The organism is Polaribacter sp. (genome assembly GCF_049276715.1).
GTDB lineage: Bacteria > Bacteroidota > Bacteroidia > Flavobacteriales > Flavobacteriaceae > Polaribacter.
The window spans coordinates 1-15,089 of record NZ_JBASWY010000044.1 but is presented as its reverse complement, the minus strand read 5'-3'; the positions used below and the strand labels follow the sequence as shown (position 1 = coordinate 15,089).

Below are 15,089 nucleotides of genomic sequence, written 5' to 3'. Positions count from 1 at the left end.
ATAAATTATGGCTGATTCAGTAATGAAATGGTATGTTGTTAGAGCCATTGGAGGGCAAGAAAATAAGGTTAAAGCTTATATAGAAACAGAAATTTCTAGAGTGGGATTATCTGATTATGTTAGTCAGGTAATTGTTCCAACTGAAAAAGTTGTTCAAATTAGGAACGGAAAAAAAGTAAATCGAGAGAGAGTTTATTTTCCAGGATATATTATGGTTGAAGCAAATCTATCAGGAGAAGTTCCTCACGTAATTAAGTCAATTACCGGAGTTATTGGTTTCTTAGGAGAGGTTAAAGGAGGTGAGCCTGTTCCTATGAGGAAGGCTGAGGTGAATCGAATGTTAGGTAAAGTTGATGAACTTTCTATTCAAGATGAAAATATTGCTATTCCTTTTAATTTGGGAGAAACAGTAAAGGTTGTAGATGGTCCTTTTAATGGATTTGACGGAACAATCGAGAGTGTAAATGAAGAAAAGCGCAAGCTTGAGGTAATGGTTAAAATTTTCGGAAGAAAAACACCATTAGAGTTGAGTTACATGCAAGTAGAAAAGATATAATAGTTACACAAATAGATATCGATTTATTTTTTGGCTTCCAACTTAAAATAGATCATTAAACATTTTTAAAATGGCAAAAGAAGTTAGTAAAGTAGTTAAGTTACAAGTTAGGGGAGGCGCTGCGAATCCATCGCCGCCAGTTGGACCCGCTTTAGGAGCTGCTGGTGTTAACATTATGGAGTTTTGTAAGCAGTTTAATGCGAGAACGCAAGAAAAACAAGGTAAAGTATTACCAGTTGTTATTACTGTTTTTAAAGACAAATCGTTTGATTTTGTTGTAAAAACTCCACCTGCAGCAGTTCAGTTACTAGAAGCGGCCAAAATTAAAAAGGGTTCAGGAGAGCCAAACAGAAAGAAAGTAGCATCGGTTACTTGGGATCAGATTAAGGTTATTGCAGAAGATAAGATGGTAGATTTAAATGCCTTTGAAATTTCTTCAGCAATGCGTATGATTGCAGGTACTGCTCGTTCTATGGGTTTAACAGTAAAAGGTAATGCACCAGCATAAGCTTTATAAAAAAGTAGTAAGATGGCAAAATTAACAAAAAAGCAAAAAGAAGCACACGCAAAAATAGATCGTTCTCAATCGTATGATTTATCTGCTGCTTCTGCTCTAGTCAAAGACATTACTAATGTAAAGTTTGATGCATCAGTAGAATTAGCAGTGCGTTTAGGAGTGGATCCGCGTAAGGCAAATCAAATGGTAAGAGGTGTAGTAACATTACCTCATGGTACTGGTAAAGATGTAAAAGTTTTAGCATTAGTAACTCCAGATAAAGAAGCAGAAGCTACAGAAGCTGGTGCTGATTATGTGGGATTAGATGAGTACCTTCAGAAAATAAAAGGTGGTTGGACAGATGTAGATGTAATTATTACAATGCCAGCAGTTATGGGTAAATTAGGTCCTTTAGGAAGAATTTTAGGCCCTAGAGGTTTAATGCCTAATCCAAAAACTGGCACAGTAACAATGGATGTTGCAAAGGCTATTCAGGATGTTAAGGCTGGTAAAATCGATTTTAAAGTTGATAAAACAGGAATAGTGCATGCAGCAATTGGAAAAGTATCTTTTGAAGCTAGTAAAATTGCAGAAAACGCAAACGAATTATTACAAACTATTATTAAATTGAAACCAACAACAGCAAAAGGAGTTTATGTAAAAAGTGTTTTTATGTCAAGCACTATGAGTCCTTCTATTTCTGTTGATGTAAAATCTGTTTAATAAGTTAAAACTTATCATTATGACAAGAGAAGAAAAATCACAAGTAATACAAGATTTAACAGCAACATTAGCAGATACTAATACAATTTATTTAGCAGATATATCTGGTTTAAACGCATTAAGTACTTCAAACTTACGTAGAGCTTGTTTTAAAGCAGGTATTCAGTTATCAGTTGTAAAGAATACTTTGCTTGCAAAAGCAATGGAAGCATCAGATAAGGATTTTGGTAGCTTACCATCAGTATTAAAAGGAAATACATCCATGATGATTTCTGAAGCGTCTAACGCTCCAGCAAAACTTATCAAAGAATTCAGAAAAAAGTCTAAAAAGCCTTTATTGAAAGGTGCTTTTGCAGAAGAGTCTGTTTACATTGGTGATGAACAATTAGATGCTCTTGTAGATATTAAATCTAGGGAGGAGTTAATTGGAGAAATCATCGGATTATTACAGTCGCCAGCTAAAAATGTTATTTCAGCGTTACAATCTGGTGGACAAAAACTTTCAGGTATTTTAAAGACATTATCTGAAAAATAATTAAGCGCACAAATAAACTATAATAAAACAAAAATTTAAAAACAATTAGAATGGCAGATTTAAAAGATTTCGCAGAGCAATTAGTTAACTTAACAGTAAAAGAAGTTAATGAATTAGCTACTATTTTAAAAGACGAGTATGGTATTGAGCCAGCAGCAGCAGCAGTAGCAGTAGCAGGTCCAGCAGCAGGTGGAGATGATGCAGCAGAAGCTGAGCAAACAGAATTTGATGTAATCTTAAAAGCAGCAGGAGGTTCTAAATTAGCAGTTGTAAAACTAGTTAAAGAATTAACAGGTTTAGGATTAAAAGAGGCTAAAGGTGTAGTAGATAGCGCACCAGCACCAGTTAAAGAAGGTGTTTCGAAAGACGAAGCAGAAGCACTTAAAGCTGCATTAGAAGAAGCTGGAGCTGAAGTAGAGCTTAAGTAAACATTTACTCCCGTTTTTGTTTATTTCAAATCGGGAAAACAAATTTAGGTTTAGGTACTAAAAACTCGTTTTTAGTCCTAAACCATTTTGTGTATATATTCGTTCTTTATTTTAATTCAGATTTTAATCAAAAAAATATTCTCTTTTGGCAACGAAAAACACTACTGAAAGAATCAATTTCGCAACTTCTCAAATGATTAAGGAGTATCCAGACTTTTTGGATATTCAGGTAAAATCTTTCCAAGATTTTTTCCAACTTCAAACTAAGGCAGAAGAAAGAGGCGAAGAAGGTTTGTATAAAACCTTCATGGATAACTTTCCAATTACAGATACAAGAAATCAGTTTGTATTAGAATTTTTAGATTACTTTGTAGATCCACCAAGATATTCAATTCAAGAATGTATTGAGAGAGGTCTTACACACAGTGTGCCTTTAAAAGCGCGTTTAAAATTATACTGTACAGACCCAGAACACGAAGATTTTGAAACTATTGTGCAAGATGTTTATCTTGGTACAATACCTTACATGACTAATTCTGGTACCTTTGTTATAAATGGTGCTGAACGTGTTGTAGTTTCGCAATTACACAGATCTCCAGGTGTATTTTTTGGGCAATCTTTCCATGCAAATGGTACAAAACTTTATTCAGCAAGAGTAATTCCTTTTAAGGGTTCTTGGATAGAGTTTGCAACAGATATCAATCAAGTAATGTATGCTTATATTGATAGAAAGAAAAAATTACCAGTAACAACATTATTCAGAGCTATTGGCTTTGAAAGGGATAAAGATATTTTGGAGATTTTTGATCTTGCAGAAGAGATCAAAGTATCTAAAGCTGGATTAAAAAAAGTATTAGGGCGCAAATTAGCTGCCAGAGTTTTAAAAACTTGGCATGAAGATTTCGTGGATGAAGATACTGGAGAAGTTGTATCAATAGAGAGAAATGAAATTATTTTTGATCGTGATACGATTTTAGATAAAGAACATATTGATGAAATAATTGATGCTGGTGCTAAAACTGTTTTACTTCATAAAGAAGATAATCATTTGGCAGATTATTCAATTATACATAATACATTACAAAAAGATCCAACAAATTCTGAAAAAGAAGCTGTTGAACATATATATAGACAATTGCGTAATGCAGAGCCGCCAGATGAGGAAACTGCAAGAGGAATTATAGATAAACTATTTTTTTCTGAACAACGCTATAATTTAGGAGAAGTTGGTCGTTTTAGAATGAACACTAAACTTCAGTTAAATGAGCCTATAGATCAAAAAGTATTAACAAAAATAGATATTATAACTATTATTAAATATTTAATTGAGTTAATCAATTCTAAAGCAGAAGTAGATGATATAGATCACTTATCAAACAGACGTGTAAGAACTGTTGGTGAGCAATTAGCAGGTCAATTTGGTGTTGGTTTGGCAAGAATGGCTAGAACAATTCGCGAACGTATGAATGTACGTGATAACGAAGTATTTACTCCTATAGATTTAATTAATGCAAAAACATTATCATCAGTAATAAACTCATTCTTTGGTACAAACCAGTTATCTCAGTTTATGGATCAAACAAATCCACTGGCAGAGATTACTCATAAACGTCGTTTATCGGCTTTAGGACCTGGAGGTTTATCAAGAGAAAGAGCAGGTTTCGAGGTGCGTGACGTTCACTATACACATTATGGTCGACTATGCCCAATTGAAACTCCTGAAGGACCAAATATTGGTTTAATTTCTTCACTTTCTGTTTTTGCAAAGGTGAATAATTTAGGTTTCATTGAAACTCCTTATAGAAAAGTTGATAATGGGATTGTTGCTTCAGATGAACCAATCTATTTAAGTGCTGAAGAGGAAGAAGGTATGAAAATTGCCCAATCTAATTTAGAATTAAAAGAAGATGGAACAATTGTTTTAGATAGAGTTATTGCAAGAGAAGAAGGTGATTTTCCAGTAGTTAATCCAGATGAGATTAATTATATGGATGTTGCTCCAAATCAAATTGCATCTATATCTGCATCTTTAATTCCATTTTTGGAGCATGATGATGCAAACCGTGCATTGATGGGATCTAACATGATGCGTCAAGCAGTTCCATTGTTAAGACCAGAATCTCCAATTGTTGGTACTGGTTTAGAACGTAGAGTTGCAAAAGATTCTAGAATCTTAATAAATGCAGAAGGAGAAGGTGTAGTAACTTATGTTGATGCTAATAAAATTACAATTAAGTATGATAAAACAGACGAAGAAAGACTTGTAAGTTTTGATTCTGATGAAGTTACTTATGACCTAATTAAGTTTAGAAAAACAAATCAAGGAACTTCTATTAACCTTAAACCAATTGTAGAAAGAGGTGATAGAGTTTCTGAAGGTGAAGTTCTTTGTGAAGGGTATGCAACTCAAAAAGGAGAATTAGCTTTAGGAAGAAATATGAAAGTAGCCTTTATGCCTTGGAAAGGGTATAACTTTGAGGATGCAATTGTAATATCAGAAAAAGTAGTTCGTGAAGATATATTTACATCTATTCATATCGATGAATATTCTTTAGACGTAAGAGATACAAAATTAGGAACTGAAGAGTTAACTAATGATATTCCTAATGTTTCTGAAGAAGCTACCAAAGATTTAGATGAAAATGGAATGATAAGAATTGGAGCAGAGGTGAATCCTGGTGATATTTTAATTGGTAAAATTACGCCAAAAGGAGAATCTGATCCAACTCCAGAAGAAAAATTATTACGTGCCATTTTTGGTGATAAAGCAGGTGATGTAAAAGATGCATCATTAAAAGCTTCTCCATCATTAAGAGGTGTTGTAATCGATAAAAAATTATTCCAAAGAGCCGTAAAAGATAAAACCAAAAGACTAAGAGATAAAGAAGCAGTTGCTACTTTAGAGCATTCTTTTGTTTCTAAATTCGAAAGCTTAAAAGACGAATTAATTGAGAAACTATTCACTTTAATTAGTGGCAAAACATCTCAAGGAGTATTTAATGATTTAGGAGAAGAAGTTTTACCAAAAGGTAAAAAATATACTTTAAAAATGTTAAACTCTGTAGACGATTATATTCACTTAACAGGTTCTTGGACAATTGATACTAGTTTAAATGCTTTAGTTGGTGAATTAGTTCACAATTATAAAATTAAAGTAAACGATTTACAAGGTAACTTAAGACGTGAGAAGTTTACAATTTCAGTTGGAGATGAATTACCAGCAGGAATTTTAAAATTAGCTAAAATTTACATCGCTAAAAAACGTAAGTTAAAAGTAGGTGATAAAATGGCTGGACGCCATGGAAATAAGGGTATTGTTGCTAGAATTGTTAGAGCAGAAGATATGCCTTTCTTAGAAGACGGAACCCCTGTAGATATCGTTTTAAATCCATTAGGTGTTCCATCTCGTATGAACATTGGTCAGATTTATGAAACTGTTCTTGGTTGGGCAGGTCAAAAATTAGATAAAAAATATGCAACACCAATTTTTGATGGAGCATCTTTAGACCAAATTAATGCTTATACAGATGAAGCTGGTGTGCCAAGATTTGGACATACTTATTTATATGATGGTGGAACAGGTAAACGTTTCGATCAACCAGCAACTGTTGGTATCATCTATATGATTAAGTTAGGACACATGATTGAAGATAAGATGCATGCTCGTTCAATTGGACCATACTCTTTAATTACGCAACAGCCATTAGGAGGTAAAGCGCAATTTGGAGGACAACGTTTTGGAGAGATGGAAGTTTGGGCACTTGAAGCATATGGTGCATCAAGTATCTTAAGAGAAATCTTAACTGTAAAATCTGATGATGTTATGGGTAGAGCTAAAACATACGAAAGTATTGTGAAAGGTGAAGCTATGCCAGAACCAGGATTACCAGAATCATTTAACGTATTAATGCACGAACTTAAAGGTTTAGGCTTAGACGTTAGATTAGAAGAATAATTTTTAATAGTTGGTAGTTGTTAGTTCTTGGTTATTGGTTTCAAACCTTTAATTAGAATTTGAAAGTCAAAACTAAAAACTAACAACTAAAAACCAAAAACTATATAAAAGAACATGGCAAGAAATCAAGAAAAATACACTGTAAAAAAGTTTAACAAAATCTCAATTGGTTTATCATCACCAGAAGCAATTCTAGAAATTTCTAAAGGTGAAGTTTTAAAACCAGAAACTATAAATTATCGTACACATAAACCAGAAAGAGATGGTCTGTTTTGTGAACGAATTTTCGGTCCTGTAAAGGATTATGAGTGTGCTTGTGGAAAGTACAAAAGAATTCGCTACAAAGGTATTGTTTGCGATAGATGTGGTGTAGAAGTAACTGAGAAGAAAGTACGTAGAGATAGAGTAGGGCATATCAATTTGGTTGTGCCTGTTGCTCACATTTGGTATTTTAGATCATTACCTAACAAAATGGGATACCTTTTAGGTTTGCCATCTAAAAAGTTAGATATGATTATTTACTACGAAAGATACGTAGTAATTCAACCAGGTATTGCAAAAAGTGTTGAAGGTGCATCTTTACAAAAAATGGACTTCTTAACAGAAGAAGAATATTTAGATATTATTGATGAATTACCACAAGACAATCAATATAAAGATGATGCTGATCCAGATAAGTTTATTGCTAAAATGGGTGCTGAATGTTTGATAGATTTATTAGCAAGAATAGATTTAGACGCGTTATCTTTTGAATTAAGACACAAAGCAAATACAGAAACTTCTAAGCAACGTAAAACTGAAGCATTAAAGCGACTTAATGTTGTTGAAGCGTTCAGAGATTCTCAAAAAAATAGAGAGAATAATCCTGAATGGATGATAATGAAGGCAATTCCGGTAATTCCGCCAGAATTACGTCCTTTAGTTCCTTTAGATGGTGGTCGTTTTGCAACATCAGATTTAAATGATTTATACAGAAGAGTAATCATCAGAAATAATCGTTTAAAAAGATTAGTAGAAATAAAAGCTCCTGAAGTTATTTTACGTAATGAAAAACGTATGTTACAAGAATCTGTAGATTCATTATTTGATAACACACGTAAATCATCAGCAGTAAAAACAGAATCAAACAGACCTTTAAAATCTTTATCAGATTCATTAAAAGGTAAACAAGGTCGTTTCCGTCAAAATTTATTAGGAAAACGTGTTGATTATTCTGCACGTTCAGTAATTGTTGTTGGACCAGAACTAAAACTGTCAGAATGTGGTATTCCAAAAGAGATGGCTGCAGAACTTTACAAACCTTTCGTAATTAGAAAATTAATTGAAAGAGGAATTGTAAAAACAGTAAAATCTGCGAAGAAAATAATAGATAGAAAAGAACCAGTAGTTTGGGATATTTTAGAAAATGTAATTAAAGGACATCCTGTTTTATTAAACAGAGCTCCTACTTTACACAGACTTGGTATTCAAGCTTTTCAACCAAAATTAATCGAAGGAAAGGCAATTCAGTTACACCCACTAGTGTGTACTGCATTTAATGCCGATTTCGATGGAGATCAAATGGCGGTTCACCTACCATTAGGACCAGAAGCTATTTTAGAAGCGCAAATATTAATGTTAGCTTCTCATAATATTTTAAATCCTGCAAATGGTGCACCTGTAACTGTACCTTCTCAGGATATGGTTTTAGGTCTTTACTATATGACGAAAGAAAGAATCTCTACTCCTGAAGTAAAAATAAAAGGAGAAGGATTAACTTTCTATTCACCAGAAGAAGTAACTATTGCTTTTAACGAAGAAATGGTAGACTTAAACGCTGGTATTAAAGTAAGAACAAAAGATTTAGATGAGAATGGAGAACAAGTAACTAAAATAATTAAAACTACTGTTGGTAGAGTTTTATTTAATGAAGTAGTTCCTCCTGCAGCAGGCTATATTAACGAAGTTTTGACTAAAAAGAACTTACGTGGAATTATTGGGGCAATTTTAAAAGCAACAGATATTCCAACTACAGGTACTTTTTTAGATGAAATAAAAAATATGGGATTCAAATTCGCTTTTCAAGGTGGTTTGTCTTTCTCATTAGGAGATATTATTATTCCTGTTGAAAAACAATCTATGATTGATGAAGCTAACCAAGAAGTAGATTTAATTGTAGGAAATTATAATATGGGTATGTTAACGCAAAAAGAGCGTTACAATCAGGTAATCGATGTTTGGGGTTCTACCAACAACAGATTAACTGAATTATCTATGAAAAACCTACGTGAAGACCAACAAGGTTTCAACTCAGTATACATGATGCTAGATTCTGGTGCAAGGGGTTCTAAAGAACAAATTCGTCAGTTAACAGGTATGCGTGGATTAATGGCAAAACCTAAAAAATCAACAGCAGGTGGTGGAGAAATTATCGAGAATCCAATTCTTTCTAACTTTAAAGAAGGTTTATCAATTCTAGAATACTTTATTTCTACGCATGGAGCTCGTAAAGGATTAGCAGATACCGCTTTAAAAACGGCAGATGCTGGTTACTTAACTCGTAGGTTGGTAGATGTTTCTCAAGATGTTATTATCAACGAAGAAGATTGTGGTACATTAAGAGGTTTAGAAGTAACTGCTTTAAAGAAAAATGATGAGATTGTAGAATCTTTATTAGATAGAATTGAAGGTCGTATTTCTTTACAAGACGTTTATCACCCAATAACAGACGAACTTATTGTAAAAGCAAATCAATCAATTACCTATAAATTAGCAGAGGCTGTAGAGAAATCTGGTATTGATAGTTTAGAAGTAAGATCTGCATTAACCTGTGAATCTTCACAAGGTATATGTGCTAAATGTTATGGTTTAAGTTTATCTACTCGTAACAAAGTTCAAATTGGTGAAGCAGTAGGTGTAATTGCAGCACAATCAATTGGAGAACCTGGTACTCAGTTAACATTGCGTACATTCCACGTTGGTGGGGTTGCAGGTAATATTTCTGAAGAAAATAAATTAGTCGCAAAATTTGATGGTAATGTTACTATCGATGATTTAAGAACTGTTGTTGGTAAAGACAATGATGGAAATAAAGTAGATATCGTAATTTCGAGAACTGCCGAAATCAAAATTGTTGATAAGAAAACTGAAATCACGCAGAGTACAAACATTTTACCTTATGGTTCAATTATTTTTGATAAAGATAGAACTACAATTAAAAAAGGCGATGTAATTGTACAATGGGATCCATTTAATGGTGTAATAGTTTCTGAATTTGGAGGAACTGTGAAATTCGATAATTTAGAACAAGGTATTAACTACTCTGTGGAAATTGATGAACAAACAGGTTTCCAAGAAAAAGTAATTACAGATTCTAAGAATAAAAGAATTATTGCTTCTTTAATTATCGAAGATAAAGACGGTAACGCTTTACGCTCTTACAGTTTACCTGTTGGTGCACACTTAATGGTAGATAATGGAGAGAAAGTTGAAGCTGGTAAAACATTGGTTAAAATACCAAGAAAATCTGGAAAAGCAGGCGATATTACAGGAGGTTTACCACGTGTAACAGAGTTGTTTGAAGCTCGTAATCCTTCTAATCCATCTGTGGTTTCTGAAATTGATGGTGTTGTTTCTTTTGGTAAAATTAAGCGTGGAAATAGAGAAATTATTGTAGAATCTAAAACAGGAGATATTAGTAAGTATTTAGTAAAGCTTTCTAACCAAATTTTAGTGCAAGAAAATGACTTTATTAAAGCTGGTATGCCATTATCTGATGGAGCAACAACTCCTTCTGATATTTTAAGAATCAAAGGACCATCTGCAGTTCAAGAATACTTAGTAAACGAAATTCAAGAAGTATATCGTTTACAAGGTGTAAAAATTAACGACAAACATTTCGAAGTTGTTGTTCGTCAAATGATGCGTAAAGTTAGAATTATTGATTCTGGTGATACATTATTCCTGGAAAATCAATTAATTCATAAAAACGACTTTATTGAAGAAAATGATGAAATTTACGGAATGAAAGTTGTTGAAAGTGCTGGAGATTCTGAAAACTTAAAAGAAGGACAAATTATTTCTGCTCGTCAATTAAGAGATGAAAATTCTTTACTGAGAAGAAATGATAAGAATCTTGTGGAAGCTAGAGATGCTAGACCTGCAACTGCAGAACAAGTATTACAAGGTATTACAAGAGCCTCTTTACAGACAAAATCATTTATTTCTGCAGCTTCTTTCCAAGAGACTACAAAAGTATTAAATGAAGCTGCTGTGAGTGGTAAAATAGATACTTTAGAAGGCTTAAAAGAAAATGTAATTGTTGGTAAGAAAATACCTGCAGGTACAGGTATGAGAGCTTACGATAAAATTATGGTGGGTCCTAAAGATGAAATAGAAAGAAGTTTCTAAACAACGTATAAACGTTAATATAATTTAAAGTTGAATTGTTTACTGTAACTTAATTACATTATTCAATTCAACTTTTTTATTTTCGTACCTTTTAGCAATCGTAAATCAAAAAATATAAATTATGGAAGAAAACCAAAACAAAGACGGACAATTAAATATAGAACTCGATCAGGAAGTTGCTGAGGGAACTTATTCTAATTTGGCAATTATAAATCATTCAATGTCAGAATTTATAGTAGATTTTATAAACATAATGCCTGGTGTACCAAAAGCAAAAGTAAAATCTAGAATTATATTAACTCCACAACATGCAAAGAGGTTAACAAAAGCTTTAGCAGACAATGTTCGTAAATTCGAACAACAACATGGAGATATTAAAGACTATGAGAAATCTCCAATTCCAATGAACTTTGGACCTACAGGTCAGGCCTAGAAATATAAAAACCCTAAACGAAAGTTTGGGGTTTTTTGAATAATTTTATTTTTGATAGGAATTGTGATAATAAATTTTTAAAACTATAGCTTTAATAGTAACCTTACAATTACAATTCTATATTAAGATTTAACAAAAGTTTCTTTTTGTCTTTTTCCATCTTTAAGAACATCATAATACAAAAAATCTAAAATTTCTTTTCTACAAGAAATCAAAGGTCTTGTAGACCAAGTATGATTGCCATTTTTAACACTGTATAAATAAAAAGAGGCATTCAAAGATTTTAGTTTATTTGCAATAGCTTTCGCTCCATAAAGCTTTAGATAACCTTCAGAATTTTTATCACAATAATGATGAGGAGCAATATTGTAAGGCACCAAACTATCGCTAATTCCGTGAAAAAGTTGGGTTGGAATTGCTGTTTTTTTATTTATTTTACGCAAAGTAGTAATAGCACCAGCCATTCCAATGATGCCCGCAAATTTAAAATCTTTAGGTAAAATTTTATTATCATAAACGTATGCTAAATTTAAAATTGCTTCTGCACCAGCACTAGATCCTACTAAAATAATTTTATCAACATCAATATTTAAGCTTTTACTATTCTCTATTAAGTACTGAATTGCGTAACTAATATCTTCAGAGGCATCATTAAAAGCTTTTATTTTAGATGCTGATTTTGTACTGCAACCAAAACCAAGTTTTTGCATAGTTAAGCGATAAGAAATCGAAGCAACAGCATAACCATGAGAAGCCATTTCATTAGAAAAATAGACACTAAGTCTACTATTTCTTTTTCCTCCAGAGAAGCCTCCACCATGAACGTACAAAAGTAAAGGTCTTTTACCTTCTATTTTTTTAGGATTGTAAAAATCTAATTTTAAATTTTTGCCTTCTCTTATTTCCTTATAAATAAGAGTTTTTTTGCCCACTGTAGCAACCTTATCTAAATATAGTGTTTGTGAAAAACTGGCAGCATAACAGAATAAAAACGAAAAAAAAAATATATTTTTCATAGAAGTATAAAGGCGTAAAGTTACTTAGAACCTTTTAATTTATCGAATAATTTTGTTAGTTGTGAATAAACAAAAGCATTTGTTTTCACATAATAAAAAGAGATAAAACAAACTAATGCTAAAAAAAGAATTGCTCCAAAAACTGCTTGTACAGGGTCTAATGTTTTTCCGATAATATTCTTTAAACCAAGACCTGTAAAACTGCCATAAATAATAATGAAATGGATTACATAAATTGACAGTGTTTTTTGTCCGATTTTTAAAACTAATGGAAATTTTAAATATTTTTCTATCATATAGAAAATAGCAAAATATAAAAAGACATTACCTAATCTAGTAAATAAATAATTATAATTTGCAGATTCCTTGAATAACTGAATTTTAGTTATTTTAGTTAAAAATGCCAATATATCTGAAGAATAAAAGATTAAAATCAAACCACTAATCATAAAAGTAATTATAATGGTTTTTTTAAAATAAATTTTATGTAAGTTTTTAAAAAATATTGTGGCTATAAAAGCTCCAAATGAAACATATCCAAACCAAGGAATAATATTAAAAACAGAACCATTGCTCTTAGAAATGTAGTTATTTAAAAATGTTGGAATCGATTCTACACTGAGAGTTCGATACAAAGGCTCGAATAAAAAAATAACTGTTCCTATTATTAAAGTAATAAAAGAAAAAATCAAGGTTTTTTTTGCGGATAAAAAGTATAAAGAAATAATTAGAATTAAACTTAAACCTATAATTTGTAAAACATCGATTACTAAAAAAGACGGATTTAATGTGCCAGTAAACCATGCTCCAATATTTATTCTAAGTAAATACCCTACACCAATCAAAAAGAGACCCCTTATAATTCCTTTTCTCATTCTTTTTTTTTCATTTCCTTTCTCTTTTGCTCTTAATAAAAGATATGTGAAGATTAGACCAGAAATTGTAAAGAATGTTGGAGCTGTAATGCCTCTAAAATAAGACCATATAGCAAATGGCATAGAATTCAAATCACGATATGAAACTTCCAGAAGGGTATCAATAAAATGCCCTTGAAGCATCATTAAGATTGCGAATGCCCTAACAATATCGATAAAAAAAAGTCTGTTATTTTCCAAATTTCAATAAATACACGTGAAATATAAATAAAATTTAGGTTGAGAACTAAATTTTTCTACTTTTATTTAGTAAATAAAAATCAGCTAAAACTAAAGCAGTCATGGCTTCTACAATAGGCACAGCTCTTGGAACAACACAAGGGTCATGTCTCCCTTTACCAGTAATTTCGGTTATTTCATTTTCAGAATTAATAGTTTGTTGAGAACTCATAATAGTTGCAACAGGTTTAAATGCAACTCTAAAATAAATATCCATCCCGTTAGAAATGCCACCTTGAATACCGCCAGATAAATTAGACTGTGTAGAACCGTCTGCATTAAAAATATCATTATGTTCAGAACCTTTCATTTTTGCGCCACAAAAACCGCTTCCAAATTCAAATCCTTTAACTGCATTTATAGATAACATTGCTTTTCCTAATTCTGCATGTAATTTGTTAAATATTGGTTCACCTAAACCAACAGGAATATTTTGTGCAACACAAGTAATTGTGCCTCCAATTGTATCACCAGCTTTTCTAATTTCTTTGATTTTATTAATCATTTTTTCAGCTGATTTTTCATCTGGACACCGAACAATATTGTTTTCTGTTTTAGAAAAATCTAATTCTTGATATGGTTTTTCCATAAAAATTTCTCCCACAGAAGATGTAAAAGCATTTATTTTTATAGCAGAAATTAATTGTTTAGCCAAAGCCCCAGCAACTACCCAATTCGCAGTTTCACGAGCAGAACTTCTTCCTCCACCTCTATAATCTCTTCCTCCAAATTTTTTATCATACGTAAAATCAGCATGAGAGGGTCTGTATATATTGGTGTTATGATTGTAATCTTTTGATTTTTGATTGGTGTTTTTAATTATAAAACCGATAGAAGTTCCAGTTGTTTTTCCTTCAAAAATTCCTGATAAAAACTCTACAGAATCTGGCTCTTTTCTTTGTGTAACAATTTTCGATTGTCCTGGTTTACGTCTATTTAATTCCTCTTGAATAGCTCCAAAATCTAAAGATAAGCCAGCCGGAAATCCGTCTATGACACCACCAATCGCTGTACCATGAGATTCTCCGTAAGTGGTAAGTTTTAATAAGTTTCCAAAAGAATTAAAAGACATAATAGAAGAAATTAGCTGTATAATATCGCAAATATAAGAAACTACGGTACAAGTTAAATCTAATCTTTATTTTTTCTAATGATATTTAAAACTTGTAATCTATCTATACTGTTTGATTTTTAATGATATAAAGATTGTTTTAAACGATATTCAACAAACGAAAAAATTAATGATTTTTTTGTTTCACAAATTAAAAAAGCTTTCTATATTTGCATCCGCATTCAGAGGATATCTGATGAGACTTCTGGAGAAATGGCAGAGCGGTCGAATGCGGCAGTCTTGAAAACTGTTGACTGTAACAGGTCCGGGGGTTCGAATCCCTCTTTCTCCGC

The 15,089-nt window shown here is 32.0% G+C and carries 11 protein-coding genes and 1 tRNA gene; 9 read left to right on the top strand and 3 right to left on the bottom strand.

Features of this window, described 5'->3' with window-relative positions; all coding sequences use genetic code 11:
- The first annotated feature begins 7 nt into the window (after positions 1-7).
- The 8 genes from nusG (at position 8) to WAO74_RS10935 (ending at position 11,515) form a co-directional block, all read left to right on the top strand.
- On the top strand, positions 8-556 hold the full coding sequence (gene nusG, locus WAO74_RS10970; protein WP_422162080.1) for a transcription termination/antitermination protein NusG: 549 nt from the start codon (positions 8-10) through the stop codon (positions 554-556).
- A gap of 70 nt (positions 557-626) precedes the next feature.
- A complete protein-coding gene (gene rplK, locus WAO74_RS10965; RefSeq protein ID WP_422162078.1) occupies positions 627-1,064 on the top strand; it encodes a 50S ribosomal protein L11 in 438 nt (145 codons plus the stop codon).
- Positions 1,065-1,085: 21 nt separating this feature from the next.
- Positions 1,086-1,775 (top strand): 50S ribosomal protein L1, encoded by a 690-nt coding sequence (gene rplA / locus WAO74_RS10960; RefSeq protein ID WP_422162076.1) that lies wholly within the window; start codon positions 1,086-1,088, stop codon positions 1,773-1,775.
- A gap of 19 nt (positions 1,776-1,794) precedes the next feature.
- Complete coding sequence (rplJ, locus tag WAO74_RS10955; RefSeq protein ID WP_422162074.1) at positions 1,795-2,310, top strand: 50S ribosomal protein L10; 516 nt, start codon at positions 1,795-1,797, stop codon at positions 2,308-2,310.
- A gap of 50 nt (positions 2,311-2,360) precedes the next feature.
- Positions 2,361-2,738, top strand: coding sequence for a 50S ribosomal protein L7/L12 (rplL, locus tag WAO74_RS10950; RefSeq protein WP_422162072.1), 378 nt, complete (start codon positions 2,361-2,363; stop codon positions 2,736-2,738).
- Between the two features lie 145 nt (positions 2,739-2,883).
- Positions 2,884-6,693, top strand: a complete 3,810-nt coding sequence (gene rpoB / locus WAO74_RS10945; RefSeq protein WP_422162070.1) for a DNA-directed RNA polymerase subunit beta — start codon at positions 2,884-2,886, stop codon at positions 6,691-6,693.
- A gap of 114 nt (positions 6,694-6,807) precedes the next feature.
- The gene (gene rpoC / locus WAO74_RS10940; RefSeq protein ID WP_422162068.1) at positions 6,808-11,082 is read left to right on the top strand and encodes a DNA-directed RNA polymerase subunit beta'; all 4,275 of its coding nucleotides are present in this window, start codon (positions 6,808-6,810) and stop codon (positions 11,080-11,082) included.
- A 121-nt stretch (positions 11,083-11,203) separates the two neighbouring features.
- Positions 11,204-11,515, top strand: a complete 312-nt coding sequence (locus WAO74_RS10935; protein ID WP_422162066.1) for a DUF3467 domain-containing protein — start codon at positions 11,204-11,206, stop codon at positions 11,513-11,515.
- Between the two features lie 122 nt (positions 11,516-11,637).
- Here the strand turns inward: WAO74_RS10935 and WAO74_RS10930 are convergent, their stop codons facing one another.
- From WAO74_RS10930 to aroC, 3 genes are read right to left on the bottom strand one after another with little or no spacing between them, the layout of a single operon-like run.
- On the bottom strand, positions 11,638-12,531 hold the full coding sequence (locus WAO74_RS10930; RefSeq protein WP_422162064.1) for a carboxylesterase family protein: 894 nt from the start codon (positions 12,529-12,531) through the stop codon (positions 11,638-11,640).
- A 20-nt stretch (positions 12,532-12,551) separates the two neighbouring features.
- Positions 12,552-13,646 (bottom strand): heparan-alpha-glucosaminide N-acetyltransferase domain-containing protein, encoded by a 1,095-nt coding sequence (locus tag WAO74_RS10925; protein WP_422162063.1) that lies wholly within the window; start codon positions 13,644-13,646, stop codon positions 12,552-12,554.
- A 46-nt stretch (positions 13,647-13,692) separates the two neighbouring features.
- Positions 13,693-14,757: a chorismate synthase gene (aroC, locus tag WAO74_RS10920; protein ID WP_422162062.1), complete on the bottom strand. Its 1,065-nt coding sequence runs from the start codon at positions 14,755-14,757 to the stop codon at positions 13,693-13,695.
- 246 nt (positions 14,758-15,003) lie between these two features.
- On the opposite strand from aroC, the gene WAO74_RS10915 reads away from it, so the two are divergent.
- A tRNA-Ser gene (locus tag WAO74_RS10915) sits at positions 15,004-15,088 on the top strand.
- Position 15,089 lies beyond the last annotated feature (1 nt).